Source organism: Stenotrophomonas sp. SPM, from assembly GCF_003105135.1.
In the GTDB taxonomy this organism is placed as follows: Bacteria; Pseudomonadota; Gammaproteobacteria; order Xanthomonadales; family Xanthomonadaceae; genus Stenotrophomonas.
This window is the reverse complement of record NZ_QETL01000003.1, coordinates 14,358-36,084: the sequence shown is the minus strand read 5'-3', so window position 1 is coordinate 36,084 and position 21,727 is coordinate 14,358. Positions and strand designations below refer to the sequence as shown.

The 21,727-nt window shown below is 67.4% G+C and carries 16 protein-coding genes; 13 read left to right on the top strand and 3 right to left on the bottom strand.

The window, feature by feature from the left end; translation table 11 throughout:
• The first annotated feature begins 2 nt into the window (after positions 1-2).
• The 8 genes from ftsW (at position 3) to lpxC (ending at position 9,326) form a co-directional block, all read left to right on the top strand.
• The gene (gene ftsW / locus DCO49_RS02020; RefSeq protein ID WP_116862583.1) at positions 3-1,325 is read left to right on the top strand and encodes a putative lipid II flippase FtsW; all 1,323 of its coding nucleotides are present in this window, start codon (positions 3-5) and stop codon (positions 1,323-1,325) included.
• Positions 1,322-2,419 carry an undecaprenyldiphospho-muramoylpentapeptide beta-N-acetylglucosaminyltransferase gene (gene murG, locus DCO49_RS02015; protein ID WP_116862582.1) on the top strand — a complete coding sequence of 366 codons (1,098 nt, stop codon included), beginning with the start codon at positions 1,322-1,324 and terminating at the stop codon, positions 2,417-2,419. Before ftsW ends, murG begins: the two co-directional genes overlap by 4 nt.
• Before the next feature lie 40 nt (positions 2,420-2,459).
• The gene (gene murC / locus DCO49_RS02010) at positions 2,460-3,896 is read left to right on the top strand and encodes a UDP-N-acetylmuramate--L-alanine ligase (protein ID WP_116862581.1); all 1,437 of its coding nucleotides are present in this window, start codon (positions 2,460-2,462) and stop codon (positions 3,894-3,896) included.
• Positions 3,893-4,855, top strand: coding sequence for a D-alanine--D-alanine ligase (locus DCO49_RS02005; protein ID WP_116862580.1), 963 nt, complete (start codon positions 3,893-3,895; stop codon positions 4,853-4,855). The genes murC and DCO49_RS02005 overlap by 4 nt, the downstream gene beginning before the upstream one ends.
• Positions 4,852-5,601, top strand: coding sequence for a cell division protein FtsQ/DivIB (locus tag DCO49_RS02000; RefSeq protein WP_108767754.1), 750 nt, complete (start codon positions 4,852-4,854; stop codon positions 5,599-5,601). The genes DCO49_RS02005 and DCO49_RS02000 overlap by 4 nt, the downstream gene beginning before the upstream one ends.
• Positions 5,598-6,833: a cell division protein FtsA gene (gene ftsA, locus DCO49_RS01995; protein ID WP_079220634.1), complete on the top strand. Its 1,236-nt coding sequence runs from the start codon at positions 5,598-5,600 to the stop codon at positions 6,831-6,833. The genes DCO49_RS02000 and ftsA overlap by 4 nt, the downstream gene beginning before the upstream one ends.
• 161 nt (positions 6,834-6,994) lie before the next feature.
• Positions 6,995-8,230: a cell division protein FtsZ gene (gene ftsZ, locus DCO49_RS01990; RefSeq protein WP_079220635.1), complete on the top strand. Its 1,236-nt coding sequence runs from the start codon at positions 6,995-6,997 to the stop codon at positions 8,228-8,230.
• A 184-nt stretch (positions 8,231-8,414) separates the two neighbouring features.
• On the top strand, positions 8,415-9,326 hold the full coding sequence (gene lpxC, locus DCO49_RS01985; RefSeq protein WP_079220636.1) for a UDP-3-O-acyl-N-acetylglucosamine deacetylase: 912 nt from the start codon (positions 8,415-8,417) through the stop codon (positions 9,324-9,326).
• Positions 9,327-9,608: 282 nt separating this feature from the next.
• On the opposite strand, the gene DCO49_RS01980 is transcribed toward lpxC, so the two are convergent.
• Positions 9,609-10,058, bottom strand: coding sequence for a DUF721 domain-containing protein (locus DCO49_RS01980; RefSeq protein ID WP_165835663.1), 450 nt, complete (start codon positions 10,056-10,058; stop codon positions 9,609-9,611).
• A 12-nt stretch (positions 10,059-10,070) separates the two neighbouring features.
• Between DCO49_RS01980 and DCO49_RS01975 the strand changes: the two genes are divergently transcribed.
• From DCO49_RS01975 to DCO49_RS01960, 4 genes are all read left to right on the top strand, one after another.
• Positions 10,071-11,024, top strand: a complete 954-nt coding sequence (locus tag DCO49_RS01975; RefSeq protein ID WP_108767756.1) for a M23 family metallopeptidase — start codon at positions 10,071-10,073, stop codon at positions 11,022-11,024.
• 251 nt (positions 11,025-11,275) lie between these two features.
• The gene (secA, locus tag DCO49_RS01970; RefSeq protein ID WP_116862578.1) at positions 11,276-14,008 is read left to right on the top strand and encodes a preprotein translocase subunit SecA; all 2,733 of its coding nucleotides are present in this window, start codon (positions 11,276-11,278) and stop codon (positions 14,006-14,008) included.
• A gap of 299 nt (positions 14,009-14,307) precedes the next feature.
• Positions 14,308-17,967, top strand: coding sequence for an autotransporter domain-containing protein (locus DCO49_RS01965; RefSeq protein ID WP_116862577.1), 3,660 nt, complete (start codon positions 14,308-14,310; stop codon positions 17,965-17,967).
• A 100-nt stretch (positions 17,968-18,067) separates the two neighbouring features.
• Positions 18,068-19,024 carry a Nudix family hydrolase gene (locus DCO49_RS01960; protein ID WP_116862623.1) on the top strand — a complete coding sequence of 319 codons (957 nt, stop codon included), beginning with the start codon at positions 18,068-18,070 and terminating at the stop codon, positions 19,022-19,024.
• A gap of 95 nt (positions 19,025-19,119) precedes the next feature.
• Here the strand turns inward: DCO49_RS01960 and DCO49_RS01955 are convergent, their stop codons facing one another.
• Positions 19,120-19,701 (bottom strand): DUF4124 domain-containing protein, encoded by a 582-nt coding sequence (locus tag DCO49_RS01955; RefSeq protein ID WP_116862576.1) that lies wholly within the window; start codon positions 19,699-19,701, stop codon positions 19,120-19,122.
• 40 nt (positions 19,702-19,741) lie between these two features.
• A complete protein-coding gene (metF, locus tag DCO49_RS01950) occupies positions 19,742-20,569 on the bottom strand; it encodes a methylenetetrahydrofolate reductase [NAD(P)H] (protein WP_116862575.1) in 828 nt (275 codons plus the stop codon).
• Positions 20,570-20,773: 204 nt separating this feature from the next.
• Here metF and DCO49_RS01945 point away from each other — a divergent pair, with 204 nt between their 5' ends.
• Positions 20,774-21,703 (top strand): alpha/beta hydrolase, encoded by a 930-nt coding sequence (locus DCO49_RS01945; RefSeq protein ID WP_116862622.1) that lies wholly within the window; start codon positions 20,774-20,776, stop codon positions 21,701-21,703.
• The last annotated feature ends 24 nt before the right edge of the window (positions 21,704-21,727 follow it).

Genomic DNA, 21,727 nt, shown 5'->3' with positions numbered 1-21,727 from the left:
GAATGAACGATCTGTCCCGCCAGGCAACACGCCTCGAAGCCATCGAAGGCAGCTACGACAAGTGGCTGCTGGGCGCGATCATTGCGCTCACGGGCATTGGCGTGGTGATGGTGGCATCCAGCTCGATCGCACTGATGAGCAGCCCGTTCTACTACCTCAACCGCCACCTGATCTTCCTGGCGGTGGGCATCGTGCTGGCGGTCGTGGCCGCCCGCACCGAGCTGAAGTCGATCGAGCAGTACAACCAGATCCTGCTGCTGGGCTGCTTCGTGCTGCTGCTGGCGGTGTTCACGCCGGGCCTGGGCAGCACGGTCAACGGCGCGCGCCGCTGGATCAACCTGGGCATCTCCAAGTTCCAGACGGTCGAAGCGGTGAAGGTGCTCTACATCGTCTGGCTGTCCAGCTACCTGGTGCGTTTCCGCGACGAGGTCAATGCGACCTGGCCGGCGATGCTCAAGCCGCTGGGCGTGGCCGGTGCGCTGGTCGTGCTGCTGCTGCTACAGCCCGACTTCGGTTCGTCCACCCTGCTGCTGGCGATCACCGCCGGCATGCTGGTGCTGGGCGGGGTGAACATGCCGCGCATGTCGATGCCGGTGATCATCGGCCTGGTCGGCATGAGCGCGCTGGCGATCATCGAGCCGTACCGCATGCGCCGCATTACCTCCTTCCTCGACCCGTGGGCCGACCAGCAGGGCGACGGCTACCAGCTGTCCAACGCGCTGATGGCCGTGGGCCGTGGCGAGTGGACCGGCGTGGGCCTGGGCAACTCGGTGCAGAAGCTGTACTACCTGCCCGAAGCGCATACCGACTTCATCTTCTCGGTCACCGCGGAGGAATTCGGCTTCCTGGGCACCTGCACCATCGTCGCCCTGTACGCACTGCTGGTCGGCCGCACCTTCTGGCTGGGCATGCGCTGCGTGGAAATGAAGCGCCACTTCTCCGGCTACATCGCTTTCGGCATCGGCCTGTGGATCAGCATGCAGACCTTCGTCTCGATCGGCGTGAACCTGGGCATCCTGCCGACCAAGGGCCTGACCCTGCCGCTGATCTCGTCGGGCGGTTCGTCGGTGCTGATGACCTGCGTGGCGATGGGCCTGCTGCTGCGCGTGTCCTATGAACTGAAGCGCGCCGAGCGCCGCCAGGCCGTGCGCATCGGCGGTGGCGAAGAGGCCGCGGGCGCGCCGGCGGCTGAACCGGCTGCACCGGCCGCTGCCACCAGCGCGCCGAAGGCTGCCGAACCGGTGGCTGCCGCTGTACCGGCCGCTGCGCGTGGTACCAGCCGCCTGCAGTCGCGCATCGAACCGACCTTCGGGAGGCTGTCATGAGCACTGCCTCCACGAACAACACCAATACCCGCCCGGTGATGATCCTGGCTGGCGGCACCGGTGGCCACATCTTCCCCGGCCTGGCCGTGGCCCGTGTGCTGCGCCAGCGTGGCGTGCCGGTCACCTGGATGGGCGCCGACGGCGCGATGGAAACCCGTCTGGTGCCGCAGCACGACATTCCGGTCGACACCCTGGCCATCACCGGCCTGCGCGGCAAGGGCAAGCTGGCCCTGCTGGGTGCACCGTGGCGGCTGATGCGCGCCCTGCGTGCGGCCGGCATGATCATTCGCAAGCGCCAGCCGCGCGCCGTGGTCGCCTTCGGCGGCTTCGCCTCCGGCCCCGGTGGCATGGCCGCGCGCCTGCATCGCCTGCCGCTGCTGGTGCACGAGCAGAACCGTGCGCCGGGCATGACCAACCGCATCCTGTCGCGCTACGCGCGCCGCCTGCTGACCGGTTTCCCGGGCACGTTTGCCAAGGGCGAGGAGTTCGTCGGCAACCCGGTGCGCGCGGAAATTGCCGCGATCGCACCGCCGGAACAGCGTTTTGCCGATCGCCAGGGCCCGCTGCGGCTGCTGGTGGTGGGCGGCAGTCAGGGTGCACGCGCGCTCAACACCGGCGTGCCGCAGGCGATTGCCGGGCTGGCCGGCAACGTGCAGGTTCAGGTGCGCCACCAGAGCGGCGAGAAGCTGCATGGCGAAGCCGTGCAGGCCTATGCCGAGGCCGGCGTGCAGGCTGAGATCACTCCGTTCATCGCCGACATGGCCGATGCCTTCGCCTGGGCCGACCTGGTGGTGTGCCGTGCCGGCGCGTCCACCCTGGCCGAGCTGTGTGCGGCGGGCGTGGGCAGCGTCCTGGTGCCGTTCCCCGCCGCCGTCGACGATCACCAGACCCGCAATGCGGAGTATCTGGTCGAGCGCGATGCGGCCGTGTTGCTGAAGCAGGATGGAACGCTGGCCGACGGCATTGCCGCACTGCTGCGCGAACTGTCCGAAAATCCCGCCCGCCGCATGCAGATGGCGCAAGCCGCGCGTGCCCTGGCCAAGGTCGATGCCGCCGAGCGCATCGCCGATATCATTCTCGAGGAAGCTGTATGAAGAAGGCCCGCTACTGCGCCTGCCACGCGCGAGGCCGCGCATGATCCGCCGCCTGCACGACACCAACGACCTGGTGCGCGCGTTCCCGCGCGTGCATTTCGTCGGCATCGGCGGTACCGGCATGAGCGGAATCGCCGAAGTGATGCTGACGCTGGGCTATGAAGTCTCCGGTTCGGACAACGCCGACAACGCGGCCACCCGCCGCCTGGCTGGCCTGGGTGCACGCATCATGCGTGGCCACTCGGCCGCCAACGTGCTGGGCACCGACTGCGTGGTGGTCTCCAGCGCCATCCGCGAAGACAACCCGGAACTGATGGAAGCACGCAGCCAGCGCATTCCGATCATGCCGCGCGCGGCGATGCTGGCCGAGCTGATGCGCTTCCGCCGCGGCATCGCCGTGGCCGGTACGCACGGCAAGACCACCACCACCAGCCTGACCGCGGCGGTGCTGAGCGAAGGTGGCCTGGACCCGACGTTCGTGATCGGTGGCCAGCTGCTGGCCGCCGGTGCCAATGCCAAGCTGGGCGGTGGCCAGTGGCTGGTGGCCGAGGCCGATGAAAGCGATGGCAGCTTCCTGCGCCTGAACCCGCTGATGTCGATCATCACGAACATCGATGCCGACCACCTGGAAAACTACGGCAACGACTTTGCCCGCGTGCAGGCGGCCTTCGCCGAGTTCCTGCAGCGCCTGCCGTTCTACGGCCTGGCCGTGCTGTGCATCGACGACCCGGAAGTGGCCGCGCTGGCCGCCAGGACCCCGCGCCATGTGATGAGCTACGGTATGAGCCCGCAGGCCGACGTGCGCGCCGAGAACGTGGTGCAGGAAGGTTCGCGCATGCGCTTCACCCTGCGCCTGCCGCAGGGCACCAGCCAGGAGGTGGTGCTGGCCCTGCCGGGCAAGCACAACGTGCTGAACGCGCTGGCTGCTGCGGCGGTGGGCTGGCAGCTGGGCGTGGCCCCGGATGCGATCGCCCGCGCGCTGGAAAGCTTCGCCGGCGTCGGCCGCCGCTTCAACGACCTGGGCGAAGTGACCACGGCCAGTGGCGCCAAAGTCCGCATCATCGACGACTACGGCCATCACCCGAGCGAGCTGGAAGCGGTGTTTGCCGCCGCCCGCGGTGGCTGGACCGACAAGCGCCTGGTGGTGGCCTTCCAGCCGCACCGCTACAGCCGTACCCGCGACCAGTTCGACAAGTTCGCCGCCGTGCTGTCCAGCGTCGATGCGCTGGTGCTGAGCGAGGTCTACCCGGCCGGCGAGGAGCCGATTGCCGGTGCCGATTCGCACGCACTGGCCCGCGCCATCCGTGCGCGCGGCCGCAGCGAGCCGGTGGTGGTGGGCAAGGCCGCCGAGCTGGCCAGCGTGCTGCCGGACGTGCTGCAGGACGGTGACCTGCTGCTGATGATGGGCGCGGGCGACATCGGTGCCGTCGCCAGCCAGATCGCCGTGGAAGGTTTCAAGGCGGAGGGCCAGGCGTGAGCACCCTGACCTTCCCGCCGCTGCGCGCCACCGACCCGGCCGTGTTCGGTCGCGTCGCCGTGCTCCTCGGCGGCAGCTCCAGCGAACGCGAGGTGTCGCTGGATTCGGGCCGCAACGTGCTCGAAGCCCTGCAGTCGCGCGGCGTCGATGCGTTCGCCGTGGATGGCATTCCGGCGCTGGCCAAGGCGCTGGCCGCCGGCGGCGTCGACCGCGTGTTCAACATCCTGCACGGCCACAACGGTGGCGGTGAGGACGGCATCGTGCAGGGCCTGATGGACGCTTTCGGCGTGCCGTACACCGGTTCGGACGTGCTGGGCTCGGCGCTGAGCATGGACAAGATCCGCACCAAGCAGGTGTGGCTGTCGCTGGGCCTGCCGACCCCGCAATACCGCAAGGTGACCGCGGAGAACGTGCACGCCAACGCGGCCGAGCTCGGCCTGCCGGTGGTGGTCAAGCCGGCCAACGAAGGGTCCAGCGTGGGCATCAGCCGGGTGACCGACGACGCCGGCCTGGACGAAGCAGTGGCCCTGGCCGCGCGCTACGACGGCCAGCTGCTGATGGAACAGATGGTGGTAGGCGACGAACTGACCGTGGCCATTCTTGGTGACGTCGCGCTGCCGTCGATCCGCATCGTGCCCAAGGGCCAGTGGTACGACTACAACGCCAAGTACATCGCCGAGGACACCCAGTACCTGTGCCCGGGCCTGGAAGGCGCTGACGAAGAAGAAATCCGCCGCATCGCCCTGGCTGCGTTCCGCGCCGCCGGCTGCCGTGGCTGGGGCCGCGTGGACGTGATGCGTGACCGCGCCAGCGGCCGCTTCTTCCTGCTGGAAGTGAACACCGCGCCGGGCATGACCAGCCACTCGCTGGTGCCCAAGGCGGCAGCGCAGGCCGGCATCGGTTTCGAGGAACTGGTGTGGCGCGTGCTGGAACAGACCCTGGAGGCATCGCACGCATGAACGCGGTGCTGCGCATCTTCGTCTGGCTGTTGGCCCTGTCGGTGGTTGCACTGCCGGTGGTGGCCGTGGTCAATGGCTGGGTCGGCGCCGAGCGCTGGCCGCTGGCGAAGCTGCGCGTGCACGGTGAGTTCAAGCGGGTGCCGCCGGAACAGCTGCAGCAGGTGCTGCTGCCGTACGCACATGCCGGCTTCTTCGCGGTCAAGCTGCAGGACGCGCAGGACGCCTTGGAAAAGCTGCCGTGGGTGGAAAGCGCGCAGGTGCGCAAGCAGTGGCCGGACGTGCTGGAAGTGACCTTGGTCGAGCACAAGCCATTCGCGCGCTGGGGCGAAGGCCGCCTGCTTTCCGAGCAGGGCAAGCTGTTCCCCACGCCGAAGAAGCTGGCCGACCTGCAGCTGCCCGAGCTGGATGGCCCGGACAGCCAGACCGAAGAAGTGGTGAAGCTGTACAACGATGCGCGCGCGCTGTTCGCACCGGCCGGTGTGGACGTGCGCCGCCTGACCATGGATGCGCGCGGCAGCTGGTCGCTGCTGCTGAGCAATGGCACCGAAGTGGTGGTCGGCCGTGACGATGCCCGCTCGCGCCTGCAGCGCTTCGTGCGCGTGCTGCCGCAGCTGGCCAACCAGGCTGCGCCGATCGAGCGCGCCGACCTCCGATACACCAATGGTTTCACCCTGAGCTGGGGAACGCCGGCCACGCCGGCCGGCGCACCCGCGACCCCGGCCAGACGAACGCAGGAAAGGACATGAATCGCAAGGGTGACAAATCGCTGATCGTCGGCCTGGATATCGGCACCTCCAAAGTGGTGGCGCTGGTGGGCGAGTATTCGCCGGGCAACCCGATCGAAGTGATCGGCATCGGCTCGCACGAGTCGCGCGGCCTCAAGCGCGGCGTGGTGGTGGACATCGAATCGACCGTGCAGTCGATCCAGCGTGCGGTGGAAGAAGCCGAGCTGATGGCCGGCTGCGAGATCCGCTCGGTGTACGCCTCCATTTCCGGCAACCACGTGCAGTGCAAGAACTCGCCCGGCATCGTGCCGATCCGCGACGGCGAAGTGACCTGGGGTGACCTGGATCGCGTGCTCGATGCGGCCAAGGCGGTGGCGATCCCGGCTGACCAGAAGATCCTGCATGCGATCCCGCGCGAGTACGTGCTGGATGATTCGCAGGAAGGCATCCGCAACCCGGTCGGCATGACCGGCGTGCGCCTGGAAGTGCATGCCCACCTGGTGGTCTGCGCGCAGTCCGCGGCGGCCAACATCAGCAAGTGCGTGCAGCGCTGCGGCCTGCAGGTGGACGACCTGGTGCTGTCCTCGCTGGCCTCCAGCGTGGCGGTGCTTACTGCCGACGAAAAGGAACTGGGCGTGGTGCTGGTCGACATGGGCGCCGGCACCACCGACATCGCTGTGTTCGTGCAGGGCGCGATCTGCCACACCGCCTCGCTGCCGATCGCCGGCGACCACGTGACCAACGACATCGCGCACATGCTGCGCACGCCGACCCCGGAAGCCGAGCAGATCAAGGTGCGCTACGCCTGCGCCCTGGCCCAGCTGGCCACCGCCGAGGAAAGCATCCAGGTGCCGTCGGTGGGTGACCGTCCGCCGCGCCGCATGCCGCGCCATTCGCTGGCGCAGGCAGTGCAGGGCCGCTACGAAGAGATCTTCGAGATGGTGCAGGCCGAACTGCGCCGCTCCGGCTTCGAGGAACTGGTGCGCGCCGGCCTGGTGCTGACCGGTGGTGCCTCGAAGATGGAAGGCGTGGTCGAACTGGCCGAGGAAATGCTGCAGATGCCGGTGCGCGTGGGCATTCCGCAGCACGTCACCGGCCTCGGCGAAGTGGTGGGCAACCCGGTGCATGCCACCGGCGTGGGCCTGCTGCTGATGGGCAGCCAGAACGAGCATCCGCGCCGGCCGTCGCTGCCGACCGGACGTGCGGGCAGCATGTTCAAGAAACTCAAGACCTGGTTCCGCGGCGAATTCTGACGCGGAACCTGCATCACCCGGGTCCGCCCGGTTGCAATACCGGCAACACGACGCAACAACGCAACACACAACCCACACAGCCGCATCGGCAACATGACGCGAAGAGGCAGGAGGCCCCAACGCCCATGCCACCGACAAGCGGATACAACGAGGACACGGACATGGCGCATTTTGAACTGATCGAAAAGATGGCACCCAATGCGGTGATCAAGGTGGTTGGCGTGGGCGGCGGCGGCGGCAATGCCGTAGCGCACATGGTCAACTCGGCAGTGGATGGTGTGGAATTCATCACCGCCAACACCGACTCGCAGGCCATCAAGAATTGCGGTGCCAAGCTGCAGCTGCAGCTGGGTACCAACGTGACCAAGGGCCTGGGCGCAGGCGCGAATCCGGAAGTCGGCCGCCAGGCTGCTCTGGAAGACCGTGAGCGCATCATGGACGCCCTGCAGGGCGCGGACATGGTGTTCATCACCGCCGGCATGGGCGGCGGCACCGGCACCGGCGCTGCACCGGTGGTGGCACAGCTGGCCAAGGAAATGGGCATCCTGACCGTGGCCGTGGTCACCAAGCCGTTCCCGTTCGAAGGCCGTCGCCGCATGCAGGTCGCGCTGAAGGGCATCGAAGAACTGAGCCAGCACTGCGACTCGCTGATCACCATCCCGAACGAGAAGCTGATCACCGTGCTGGGTCGCAACGCGACCATGATCCAGGCCTTCCGTGCCGCCAACGACGTGCTGCAGGGCGCCGTGCAGGGCATCGCCGACCTGATCGTGCGTCCGGGCCTGATCAACGTCGACTTCGCCGACGTGCGCACCGTCATGTCCGAAATGGGCCTGGCGATGATGGGTACCGGCACCGCCCGTGGCGATGACCGCGCGCAGGCCGCTGCCGAAGCCGCCATCCAGAACCCGCTGCTGGACGACGTGAACCTGGCCGGTGCCAACGGCATCCTGGTCAACATCACTGCCGGTGCCGACTTCACCATGGCCGAGTTCGACGAGATCGGCCGCACCATCGATGGCTTCGCTTCGGAAGACGCCACCGTGGTGGTGGGTACCGTGCTCGACCCGGACATGCAGGACGAAGTGCGCGTGACCGTGGTGGCCACCGGCCTGAACCGCGTGTCGGCCAGCAAGAGCCAGCGCCCGGGCGAACGCGCGCCGATCAAGCTGGTGCGCAACGCGACCACCGGCCAGCCGGAATTCGGCGACTTCGACAACGGTGGCGACGCCGTGTCCAAGGCCGTCGGCGGCATGGGCCTGGGCCTGCGTCGTGCCAGCAGCGACAGCGTGGCCGCGTCGACCCCGTCGGCACCGGCCTCTTCGGCCCCGGCGTCGGCTGAACTGCCGAACGATTACCTGGACATCCCGGCCTTCCTGCGCCGCCAAGCGGACTAAGCGGAGCTGCCCGGGGCTTGTCCCCCCCGGGTTGCGCCACCCTGTCCAGAAAATGCGGGCGCCGGGCCAGGATGGGCCCGGCCGCCTTGCTTCACGCGTGTCCCACCGGCAGCCTCCAAGGGTGTTTCAGCCGGGGTATGGGGACGTGCGTGTTAATCTAGCGTGTCACTTCCGGTCTGCCCCTATGATCCAGCAACGCACCCTCAAGAACACGATCCGCGCCACCGGCGTTGGCCTGCACAGCGGTGACAAGGTGTACATGACCCTGCGCCCGGCACCGGTCAACCATGGCATCGTGTTCCGGCGCGTGGACCTGGACCCGGTGGTGGAAGTGCCGGCCAAAGCCGAACTGGTCACCGAAGTGACCCTGTGCACCGGCCTGACCTGCAACGACGCCAAGATCCAGACCGTCGAGCACCTGATGTCGGCACTGGCCGGCCTGGGTGTGGACAACATCATCGTCGAACTGTCCTCGGCCGAGCTGCCGATCATGGACGGTTCGTCCGGCCCGTTCGTGTTCCTGCTGCAGTCGGCGGGCATCGTTGAACAGGACGCGCCCAAGCGCTTCATCCGCGTGCTGAAGACCGTGGAAGTGACCGAGGGTGACAAGGTTGCCCGCTTCACCCCGTACGAGGGCTACAAGCTGGGCTTCACCATCCAGTTCGACCACCCGATGATCCCGGCCAAGCAGTCACGCCAGGAAATCGAGTTCTCGACGATGGCCTACACCAAGGAAATCTCCCGCGCCCGCACCTTCGGCTTCATGCGCGACCTGGAATACATGCGTGAGCGCAACCTGGGCCTGGGCGGTTCGATGGACAACGCCATCGTGCTGGACGAGTTCCGCGTGCTCAACGAAGACGGCCTGCGCTACGCCGACGAATTCGTGCGCCACAAGATCCTCGATGCGATCGGTGACCTCTATCTGGCCGGTGGCCAGGTGCTGGGTGCCTACGAGGGCTTCAAGTCCGGCCACGCACTCAACAACAAGCTGGTGCGTGCGCTGATGGCCGATGCCACCGCCTGGGAATGGGTGACCTACGAGTCGCCGACCGCCGAAGATCCGGTGGTGTACGCCGTGCCGGCCTACGCCTGATCATTTCAGGTTGTTGAAATACAAGAAGAAAACGCCGCCTTCCAAGGCGGCGTTGTCGTTTCCGGGCGCAGCTGGCTGAATGGCGCAGCGCGTAAAGCGACGGTCGGCTGGGGGTCACGGTTTTGTGAACCTGACCGCTTTGAAGCCTGAATATAACGATTATTTAACAGCAATCTAACGACTCGACCACCCGGGGCGGCTAGGATGCGACCCGGCCCCCGAAAATGTTTCACGCTGCGGTGACATGCGCGACGGGGATCGGAGCTGGATGCTCCGTTGTCCTCAGGACCCTTGCTTCGGTTTGAGCGGGGCATCCTGCAGGGCCGCCAAGGCGTCGCGTAGCCCTTTGTGCGTGGCGGCTGAAACTGCGTGGGGGCCATTCCGGTTGTCGTGCGCTGGGGAGCGCGTGGGAATGGGAGACGCAGTCTTGATGGTCACCTTGGTGGCCCTCAGCCCGATGGACCGGGCCGCGTCGAGCAACTGGGCTTCAGCAAGCCGCAACTTGGCATGCCAGACCGGTGATTCGACGAGAAAAACGAGGTGTTCCCCGTCCACATTGGCCAGCCGGCAACGGTTGCGCAACGCGGGCGGTAACTGGGGGCGCAACTGACGGTCCAGCGCATCGAGCCACAAGGCACGACGCAGAGGGTTTCCGCTTTTGTCCCCCATCACTGCATCCAGTGCCGGTTTCGGCTTGGACGCGGGACGAACGCTGGATTTCGGCTCAGACATGAAAACTCACTGATGGCATTCAAAAAGATCGTAATCAAAACGCGTGAAGGGCAGGCCAAATCGCCGATCGCGCGTCTGCGGTTCTATTTCGAGGACCGCCCCCGCGCCCTGCTGGGCAGCGTGCTCGGGGTAGGCTGCATTATCGGCCTTGCCGGCGGCATTGGCGCCAGCGCGCTCAATGATTCGCGCCTGCAGGCCAAGGTCGACCGCCAGGAAGCTGAACTGGCCAAGGTCCAGCGCGATGCGCAGACCCAGGTCAACGCCCTGGCCGCCCGCTTGGGCGAGCTGCAGGCACAGGCCACCCGCCTGAATGCCCTCGGCGAGCGCCTGACCCAGATGGGCAAGCTCGAAGACGGCGAGTTCGACTTCAACGAGACCCCCGGCCTGGGTGACGGCGATGCCGGCGGCCCGACCTCGGACATCCCGGTCAAGGACGTCAACGCCGACTTACAGGTGCTGGAGCAGCGCTTCGCTGCTTCAGGCCGCCAGTTGTCGGTGATGGAATCGCTGATGTTCGACCACCAGCTGCAGCAGAACGCTGTGCCCTCGCGCATGCCGATCCGCAACAGCTACGTGACCTCCGGCTTCGGCACCCGTGCCGACCCGTTCGGCCGCGGTGCCGCTACCCACAAGGGCATGGATTTCCACGCCAAGGTGGGCGACCCGGTGATGTCCGTCGCCGATGGCGTGGTCAGCTTCTCCGGCGTGAAGGGCGGCTACGGCAACGTGGTCGACGTCGACCATGGCAACGGCTACGTGACCCGCTATGCGCACAATTCGCGCCTGGTGGTGAAGGTCGGTGACCTGGTCCGTGCCGGCCAGGAAGTGGCCAAGGCCGGTTCCACCGGCCGCTCGACCGGTGCCCACGTGCACTTCGAGGTCTGGGAAAACGGCAACGTGGTCAACCCGCGCAAGTTCCTCGGCGACGGCGGTAATACCCCGGTCGGCCGCATCAGCCGCGGTTGAACCCCGGTTGGGGGGCAGAGCCCTTTCCCTGTCGCGAAAGGGATCCGCCCCGATCCTGCGCGTGGTCGGATCCCTTCTGCAGCCCGGAAGGGCTCTGACCCCCTCGCCAAAGGGTTGAAACCCCTGGTGCCCGTCCCAAGCTACAATGGGTGTTGCCATCGACAGGGCGCAATGCGCCCTGTTTCGTTTGCGGCGGACGGATCCCCAGGGGGAAGACCGGGCCGCTGTGTCCATCCAACCCGGTTCCTTCAATGATCAACAGCCTGCTTACCCGCGTATTTGGCAGTCGTAATGAACGACAGCTGCGCCAGCTCAACCGCATCGTCGCCAAGATCAATGCGCTGGAGCCGGAGATCGAGAAGCTTTCCGACGAGCAGCTGCAGGCCAAGACGCCGGAGTTCAAGCAGCGCATCGCCGGTGGTGAAGCCCTGGACAAGGTGTTGCCGGAAGCGTTCGCGGTCTGCCGCGAAGCCGGCCGCCGCGTGCTGGGCATGCGCCACTACGACGTGCAGCTGATCGGCGGCATGGTGCTTCACCTGGGCAAGATCGCAGAAATGCGCACCGGTGAAGGCAAGACCCTGGTCGCGACCCTGCCGGTGTACCTGAACGCGCTGGAGGGCAAGGGCGTGCACGTGGTCACCGTGAACGACTACCTGGCCCGCCGCGACGCCGCCCAGATGGGCAAGCTGTACAACTGGCTGGGCCTGAGAGTGGGCGTGGTCTACCCGGGCATGCCGCACAGCGACAAGCGCGAAGCGTATGCCTCGGACATCACCTACGGCACCAACAACGAGTTCGGTTTCGACTACCTCCGCGACAACATGGCGCTGTCCAAGGCTGATCGCTACCAGCGCGGCCTGCACTACGCCATCGTCGACGAAGTCGACTCCATCCTGATCGACGAAGCGCGTACCCCGCTGATCATCTCCGGCCCGGCCGACGATTCCCCGGAGCTGTACATCCGCGTCAACCGCGTCGTGCCGAACCTGGTCAAGCAGGAAGCGGAAGACGGCGAGGGCGACTTCTGGGTCGACGAGAAGGGCAAGCAGGTGCACCTGTCCGAAGCGGGCATGGAGCACGCCGAGCAGCTGCTGGTGGAAGCCGGCATCCTCGACGGCGAGACCGAAGGCCTGTACGCGCCGCAGAACCTGACCGTGGTCCACCACCTCAACGCCGCCCTGCGCGCGCACGCCATCTACCAGCGTGACGTGGATTACATCGTGCGCGACGGCGAAGTGGTCATCGTCGACGAATTCACCGGCCGTACGCTGTCCGGCCGCCGCTGGTCCGACGGCCTCCACCAGGCCGTGGAAGCGAAGGAAGGCGTGCCGGTCCAGCGCGAGAACCAGACGCTGGCAAGCATCACCTTCCAGAACCTGTTCCGCATGTACAAGAAGCTGTCCGGCATGACCGGTACGGCCGATACCGAAGCGTTCGAATTCCAAAGCATCTACGGCCTGGAAGTGGTGGTCATCCCGACCAACCGCCCGACCATCCGCAAGGACAGCCCGGACCAGGTATTCCTCAACCGCAAGGGCAAGTTCAATGCGGTGCTGGCCGACATCGAAGAGTGCGCCAAGCGCGGCCAGCCGGTGCTGGTGGGTACGACCTCGATCGAAACCTCGGAAATGCTGTCCGAGCACCTGGCCAAGGCCGGCGTGAAGCACGAAGTGCTCAACGCCAAGCAGCACGACCGCGAAGCGACCATCGTCGCCAACGCCGGTCGTCCGGCCGCGGTGACCATCGCCACCAACATGGCCGGCCGTGGTACCGACATCGTGCTGGGTGGTTCGCTGGAAGCGGAAATCCACGAGCTGGGCGAGGGCGCCACCGACGAGCAGAAGGCCGCGGTCAAGGCCGAATGGCAGAAGCGCCATGACGCGGTGAAGGCCGCCGGCGGCCTGCACATCGTCGGCACCGAGCGCCACGAATCGCGTCGTATCGACAACCAGCTGCGTGGCCGTTCGGGCCGCCAGGGTGACCCGGGTTCGTCCCGCTTCTACCTGTCGCTGGAAGACAACCTGATGCGCATCTTCGCCTCCGACTGGGTGCAGAAGGCCATGCGCATGATGGGCATGAAGGAAGACGACGTCATCGAGGACCGCCTGGTCAGCCGCCAGATCGAAAAGGCGCAGCGCAAGGTCGAGGCCCACAACTTCGACATCCGCAAGAACCTGCTGGACTTCGACGACGTCAACAACGACCAGCGCAAGGTGATCTACGCCCAGCGCGATGAGCTGCTGGACGCCGAATCGGTGAAGGACAACGTCGACGGCATCCGCGACGACGTGATCTTCGACATCGTCGCCCGCTTCGTGCCGCCGAACTCGGTGGACGAGCAGTGGGACCTGCGTGGCCTGGAAGCGACCCTGGAGTCGGACTTCGGCCTGCAGATGTCGCTGGTGGACATGGTCAAGTCGCACGAGGAACTGGACGCCGAAGGCATCGCTGCCAAGGTGCTGGAGCGCGTCAACCAGCACTTCGCCGAGAAGGAAGCCGGCGTGGGCGAGGAAACCATGCGTGCGCTGGAAAAGCACGTGATGCTGACCGTGCTCGACCAGAGCTGGAAGGAACACCTGGCCCGCATGGACTACCTGCGCCAGGGCATCTACCTGCGTGGTTACGCGCAGAAGCAGCCCAAGCAGGAGTACAAGAAGGAAGCCTTCGAGCTGTTCTCGGACATGCTGGAGAACGTCAAGCGCGAAGTGGTGACCCTGCTGGCCCGCGTGCGCATCCGCAGCGACGAGGAAGTGCAGGCGCTGGAAGCAGCCGAACGGCAGCAGGTGGAGGCCCGCCTGAGCCAGTCGCAGTTCCAGCACCAGGACGCCGGCAGCTACAGCGCCGACGAGGAAGCCGCGCAGGTGGAAGCCTCGCAGCAGGGCGTGAACCCGCTGCAGCGTGACGAGCCGAAGATCGGCCGCAACGATCCGTGCCCCTGCGGCAGTGGCAAGAAGTACAAGCACTGCCACGGCCAGCTGAGCTGACTCAGGAAGCCCCGCGAAAGCGGGGCTTCTTCGTTATGGGCTTCACGGCCGCAATGACGCTGTTTATGTGAGCTGTTAGACAGAAGCGCGGAATTCCGAAGCTTCTGACAGACACATCGGAAATTCCCTACTCGGAAGTCAGACGACTTTTATAGGCGCTCCCCCTTCGCCTCCGTATGGTGTGCCTGCGTTTCTACTGCCGGGTTTTTCGCAGGGGCCATTCCCCGGTTGCCGGCAGGCGCACGTCGCGGATCACATGAAGTGGTCCTGCGAGCCACACGACATACACATGGAGCGTCATGAACAGGATCTATCGCCAGGTGTTCAACCACACCACCGGCCAGATGCAGGTCGCCTCGGAACTCACTTCCTCCCACACTCCCGGCCGCACCCGCGTCGGCCACGGCCAGCGTCCGACCGCACTGCGCACCGCGCTGCTGTTCGCACTGGGCCTGGCAGCACTGCCGATGCAGTCCGTGTTCGCCGCGCCCTTCGATTTCACCAACGATGAAACCATCACCGATTCGCGCGTCTACGCCGATGGCTTCCGCGTCGGTCCCAACGGCACCGTCGTGGTCAACGTGCTGGGCGGTGGCAGCCTGACCTCCACCGAAGGCGCTTCGCTGGGCACGCTCGCCGGCAGCTTCGGCACGCTCAACGTGGCAGGTGCCGGCAGCAGCATCACGCTGACCAGCATCTTCGACGACCTGCGCGTCGGTGACGCCGGCAAGGGCCTGTTGACGGTCAAGGACGGCGCCAGCGTCGACGTCACCCGCAACGTGGTGCTGGGCTTTGCCGCAGGCAGTGAGGGCGCGGCAGAGATCAGCGGCGCCGGTTCAACGTTGACCGCGCGCCAGATCGATGTCGGCAACGCCGGCACTGGCAGCCTGCTGATCACGGGCGGCGCCGCCGTGGCAGCCACTGCCGTCAACAGCCCCAGTCTGTCGCAGGGCATGCGTATCGGCGTGCTGGCGGGCAGCAAGGGCGTGGTCACGGTAGAAGGTGGTGGTTCGCTGGTCATCGCCAACAACAACCTGCTGGTCGGCCAGCGCGGCCAGGGCGAGCTGAACATCGGCAGCGGCGGCTCGCTCACCGTCGGCGGCGCGCTGGTTGCTGGCATCGTCGAGAACAGCTCGGGCATCGTGAACGTTACCGATGGCGGCACCGTGGTGGCCGACAGCGTGTTCCTGGGCCAGGACGCCAACTCGGTCGGCACGATGGTGGTCTCCGGCGCGAGCAGCGTGACGACCGATACCTTCGAACTGGGCCGCCGTGGCGAAGCGCTGCTGCGCGTGGAGAACGGTGGCGTCGTGAGGGCGACCACGTCGCTCATCGCCGAATCGCCGGACGGTCCGTCGGGCGACTACGGGCAGACCGGTCGCATCGAAGTGCGCGGCGTGGGTTCGGCCATCGAAGCGGCGCGCGTGGATGCGACGGCGAGCCTGCTGATCGAAGACGGTGGCGCGATCCGTTCGGACGTTGCCAACATCAAGAACTCGTTCGGCGCCGGTACCGGCGACAGCCGCGCCAAGGCTACCCTGACCGGCACCGGCAGCGAGTGGGTCAACACCGGCGCGATGAAGGTCACCACCGACCTGCAGGTGCTGGACGGTGCCAGCATCACCACCGACACGCTGAGCGTGTCCGGTGGCTCGGACTTCCCGCTGGGTACGGCGGCGCTCTATCCCGAGCAGGTGCTGGTCAGCGGTGAAGGCTCGTCGATCACCGCCGCCAATGGCATCACCGTGGGCAAGACCGTCTTCGACCCGCTCGGCGTGCTGACGGTGAACAACGGCGCGAAGCTCAGCGCCGGCACCGGCTACACCCTGGACAACAGCGGCTACCTGGTCATCGGTGGCGGCATGGAGGACTGGACCGCCGCCGATGGCCCCACCTGGGGTGCGGCCACCGCCGCTGGTGAGCTGGACGGTGCACCGATCACCATGAACAGCGGCATCGGCGGGCTGCTGTTCAACCACACCGATGACATCGCGCTGGACAACTCCATCGCCAGCGGTCACGACTCGATGACCTCCGGTGGTCTGCATCAGCTGGCCGGCACCACCACGCTCAACGGCGACCTGACCGCGTTCGGCGGCGGCATCAACGTCAGCGGTGGCACCCTGGTGATCAACTCCGACACCTACACCGGCCAGGGCTACACCGGCACGAGCCAGGCGGTGGCACAGGAGATCCGCATCGATGGCGGCACCCTGGTGCTCAATGGCAGCGCCGGCTTCCAGCAGACGATCAACTACGGCACGGGCCTGGGCAGCGATGTGATCCGCAGCTCGAACGTGCACGTCATCAACGGCGGCATGCTGGCCGGCAACGCCACCGTGGGTGAAACCTTCGTGCGCAATGGTGCGGTGCTGTCGCCGGGCCAGGGCGGCCTGGGCACCCTGGTGATCGACGGCAACCTGTACTTCAACAACCAGGCCCTCACCCCCGAACAGGTGGCCGACAAGGCCTTCTACGACGTCGATGTGCTGGGCAATGGCCAGTCCGACCTGCTGACGGTGACCGGCAAGGCCTATCTGGGCCGGGTCGCCGCGGGCGGCCAGTCCGGTGCCGCCGGCGTGCGCGTGACCGCGCTCGACCCGTCCACCAGCTACCAGAATGGCCAGGTCTACACCATCCTCAGCGCGGCCGAGGGCATCGACGGCCAGTTCGACGATGTCATCTCGCGCTCGGCCTTCATCGACCCGACCCTGGTGCAGACCGGCAACGACGTGCGCCTGGCCATCGCGATCAAGAGTGACCCGGGCACGCCGGGTGAACCTGGCGAACCGGGTACTCCGGGCGAACCGGGCAACCCCGGCAATCCGGGCACGCCGGGTACCCCGGGTGAGCCGGGCGGGGTGAACCCGCCGGTGGTGTTTGGCGCAGTGGCGGCCAACAGCAACCAGCGTGCGCTGGCGGCCGGGCTGGACACGCTGCAGCAGTCCGGTGAGGCGCTGGCGCTGTACAACCAGCTGCTGATGCTCGATGCCGACCAGGCACGCGAGGCGTTCGACCACCTGTCCGGTGAGATCCACGCCAGCAACCGTGCGCTGCTGCTGGACGACCGTTTCCTGCATGAAGGCGTCGGCCAGCGCCTGCGTGGCAACCCGTCCATCAAGGCCCACGGCGGCGGCTTCTGGCTGTCCGGTGGCGGTGCCAGCAACCGCCAGGACGGCCGCAACGACGGCGTGGCCGACAGCCGCCAGCACCGCGAAGGCCTGATGGCCGGCCTGGACTGGACCTTCGGTGAAGCCTGGACGGTGGGCCTGGTGGCCGGCACCGAGAAGGTGCGCCAGAAGACCGATGCACGCAGCGCCCGCTCCGATGTCGATGCCGTGCACGGCGGCCTGTACGCAGGCTTCCGCGCCGGCGAGGCCTGGTTCAATGCCGGTGCCAGCTACGCCAGCTATGACGTCGATACCGACCGCACCGCCATCGTCGGCGATGCCCGCCAGCAGCTGCGCGCCAGCCATGACGCGCACGCCGTATCCGGCTTCGCCGAGGGTGGCTGGGACATCCAGCTGCAGCGCATGACCCTGACCCCGCACGTGGGCGTGGGCTACACCCGCCTGACCATGGACGCGGCCGAGGAAGCCGGCGGCAGCACCGCGCTGGCCATCGAGGCGAGCAAGGATTCGGTGTGGACCGCCACGGCCGGCCTGCGCGCCACGTGGGACATCAGTGCCAACCAGGACGACGGTGCCCAGCTGGTGGCGGGCCTGGCCTGGCAGCACGCTGGCGGCGACGTGCATACCCGCAGCAACCAGCACTTCGTGGTGGGCAGCAGCACCTTCAGCATCGACGGTGTGCCGCTGGCCCGCAACGTCGGCATCGCCGAGCTGGGCGTGGCGGTGAACACCTCCGACAACAGCCGCCTGTCGCTGGGCGCGCTGGGCCGTGCCGGCGGTGGCCAGCACGAGATCGGTGCGCAGATGACCTGGAACGTGCAGTTCTGATCCAGCGTGCATGACGGAGTTGGCAAGGGGTCCCGCAAGGGGCCCCTTGTTCATCCGCACCGAGGTTGCAGCCTGCATGCCGCGTGGGCATGCTCTGGCCATGCCTTCCCCGAAACGATCGATCCATGTCGTGGCCGGCGTCATCACCGACGCCCGTGGCCGCATCCTGCTCAACCGCCGTACCGAGAACCGCGACATGGCCGGCCTATGGGAATTCCCGGGCGGCAAGCGCGAGGCCGGCGAGAGTGCCGAACAGGCGCTGGTGCGTGAACTGCGCGAAGAGCTCGGCATCGAGGCCGAGATCGGCGAGTGGATCATGGACGTGCCGCAGCATTACCCGGACAAGCACCTGACCCTGGACGTGCGGCACATCCGCAGCTGGAAGGGCACCCCGCGCGGGCGCGAGGGCCAGGCCATCACCTGGGTGGCACCGGACAAGCTGGGCCGTTATTCGATGCCGCCGGCCGATCTGCCGGTGGTGGCCGCGCTGCGCCAACCGGACCGTTACCTGATCACCCCGGCACCGGAGGACGGCGAGCACGGGCCGCAGCGCTGGCAGGACCAGCTGCAGCAGGCGGTGGCCGCGGGCCAGCAGCGCATCCAGCTGCGCCTGCCGGCCGCGCACCCGCAGCGGCAGGTGCTGATCGAACAGGCCCTGCGGACACACCGCCAGGGCGTGCAGTGGCTGCTCAACCGCGATATCGAACTGGCCCGCACGCTGGGCGTCGGCGTGCACCTGGGCAGCGAACAGCTGGCAACCCTGCAGGAACGCCCGCTGCCGGCCGGGCAACTGGTGGCTGCCTCCTGCCACGACCTCGCGCAGCTGCAGGCGGCGCAGCGGCTGGGCTGCGATTTCGCCGTGCTTGGCCCGGTGCAGGCCACCGCCAGCCACCCCGATGCCACGCCGCTGGGCTGGGAGGCGTTTGCCGCGCTGCGGGCGCAGGTGTCATTGCCGATCTACGCGTTGGGCGGGCTGGATGCCGGCCACGTCAGCCAGGCCCGCCGCCACGGCGGCCAGGGCATCGCCGCGATCCGCGGCCTGTGGCCAGGCGGGTAGCGCGGCGCTTCTGGCCTTCCGCCGGGCATGGCCCGGCGCTACCACAGGGTCGGCCGCCCGCTGTCAGTAGATCCACGCCATGCGTGGATGCGGTCCTACAACGTGATCCAGAAACACCCGTACTGCCGCCGCAGCCCCAGCACCGTCGCCGCGCGCGCCGCACTGCCCGGCAGTGTCTGCTCCAGGCGCAGGCCCACGGGGTAGCGGGCCACCGGTGTCCCAGGGTCGGATCCCTGCGCAGCAGGGCTCTGACTCCCATCCGGTTGCACCTCATCATCCTGCTGCGGATACACCGGCACCACGTCCACCAGCGGCCGCCGCACCACCGATTCCAGCTGGCCGAGGATGCGCTGCGCGCCGGCATCGGAGACCGCGCTCCACAGATACAGCGTGGACAGCCGATTGACGTCCTGGGTGTTCACCGCATCGTGCAGGGCCTGCACCAGTTCGCTCAGGCGACGCGGGCAGCTGGCGCCCAGGCTGTCGCGCTGCAGGGTGCTCCCGGCCGGTGGCGGCGGCGGACGCCGCGACTGCGCGCCCACGCTGTCACAGGGACGGTCGGTGTAGACGCTCTGGCCCTGCGCATCGGTGCAGCGGTTCAAGCGCGTGGATTGGGCATGGGCGTCAATGCTGGCAGCGGACAGCAGCACCAGCAGCAGGGACAGGACAGCTTTCATCGCCACAGGGTAGCGTTGAAAGCGACAACACAGTGCGCTTTCAGCCGTTCAACAGCTTCAGCACCGACACCGTCGGCTTGGCCAGGTTCAGCGTGTAGAAGTGCAGGCCGGGTGCGCCGCCTTCGACCAGCCGCTCGCACAGCTTGGCCACGACTTCGGCACCGAAGGCGCGCACCGACTCACTGTCATCGCCATAGGCCAGCATCTTGCGGCTGATCCAGCGCGGGATCTCGGCGCCGCACTGTTCGGAAAAACGCCGCAGCTGGCTGAAGTTGGCGATCGGCATGATGCCGGGGGTGATCGGCACCTGCACGCCCAGCCGCTGTACCTCATCGACGAAGTGGAAATACGCGTCGGCGTTGTAGAAGTACTGGGTGATGGCCGCATCGGCACCGGCATCGACCTTGGCCTTGAAGTGCTTCAGGTCGGTCAGCGCGTCCGGTGCCTGCGGATGGGTTTCCGGGTAGGCGCCCACTTCGATGCGGAAGGCATCGCCGTGCTCGGCGCGGATGAAGGCGATCAGTTCGGACGCATAGCGCATGTCGCCGGGGAAGCCCATGCCGGAGGGCAGATCACCACGCAGCGCGACCAGGCGCCGGCAGCCGATGGCGCGGTACAGCTTGAGCAGCTCGCGGATCTCCTGTCGGGTGCCACCGACGCAGGACAGGTGCGGCGCGGCGTCCATGCCGTGGTGCTGGTTGAGGTGGCGCACCGTCTCGGAGGTGTAGCTGAGGGTCGAGCCACCGGCACCGAAGGTACAGGACACGTACTCGGGGGCGTACGCCTTCAACCGGGCGGCGGCACGGTCCAGCTGGCCACGCTGCTCATCGGTCTTGGGCGGGTAGAACTCGAAGCTGATGGCGGTCATGGCACGGGCGGTGGCGGCGGGTGCGGTTGAGTATATCTCTCCATCAAGATGGATGTGAAGCTGAGCGACGTGAAGAACTGGTTCGCCCCGGGCGACCGTTCACCCGGGCGCGCGACCGTTGCTCCGCCACTGCAACACGCTGGCAGCCACGGCGGCCAGGCTGGCCGCATCCCCCCACGCACCCGTCCCTGCAAGGAGTACGCGATGAAGATGATGCTGGCGATGTACTACGCGATGAAGGCCCTGGCCCGGCTGGCGATGCTGGGCATGGCGCTGGCCGTCCTCGGCTCGGGCACCGCCCATGCCGCCGGGGCCACCCAGGCCGGCACCGGCAAGGTGCAGGTCGAAGTGGTCGGCCACGGCCGCCCGCTGCTGATGATCCCCGGCCTGAACAGCAGCGCCGAGGTCTGGCGCGAGACCTGTCGGGCACTGAAGGAGGTGCAGTGCCACCTGGTGCAGCTGCCGGGCTTTGCCGGTGCACGCGCCGCCGACCCGCGCCCGGCGGATTTTCTGTCGGCGATGCGCGACCAGCTGCTGGCCTATGTGCATGACCAGAAGCTGGACCATCCGGCGGTGATCGGCCACAGCCTGGGCGGCGTGCTGACGCTGCAGATGGCGGTGAAGGAACCGGACGCACTGGGGCCGCTGGTCATCGTCGATTCGCTGCCGTTCTATGCCGGCATGCAGAACCCGCAGGCGACCGCACAGAGCGTGCAGCCGACGGCCGAGCAGATGCGCACGGCGATGCTGGCGGCGGACCCGGCCAGCTACCAGGCGCAGGCCGAAGCGGCGCTGGCCCCGCTGACCAGCACCGCGCGCCTGCCCGAGCTGAAGCGCTGGGGCCATGACAGCGATCGCGCCACCACCGCCGATGCGATGTACTCGCTGCTGGTGACCGACCTGCGCAGCGAGGTGGCCGGCATCCGTTCGCCCACGCTGGTCCTCGGCGCCTGGGCGTCCTACCAGGCAATGGGTGCGACCGAAGCATCGGCGCGTGCGATCTTCCAGTCGCAGTACGCCGCGCTGCCCGGCGTGCGCATCGCACTGAGCGCGACCGGCCACCACTTCCTGATGTGGGATGATCCGCAGTGGCTGCGTGGGCAGGTGCAGGCATTCCTGGACAGCCACCGCTGATCCTTTCGTCCGCTCCGGCCATGG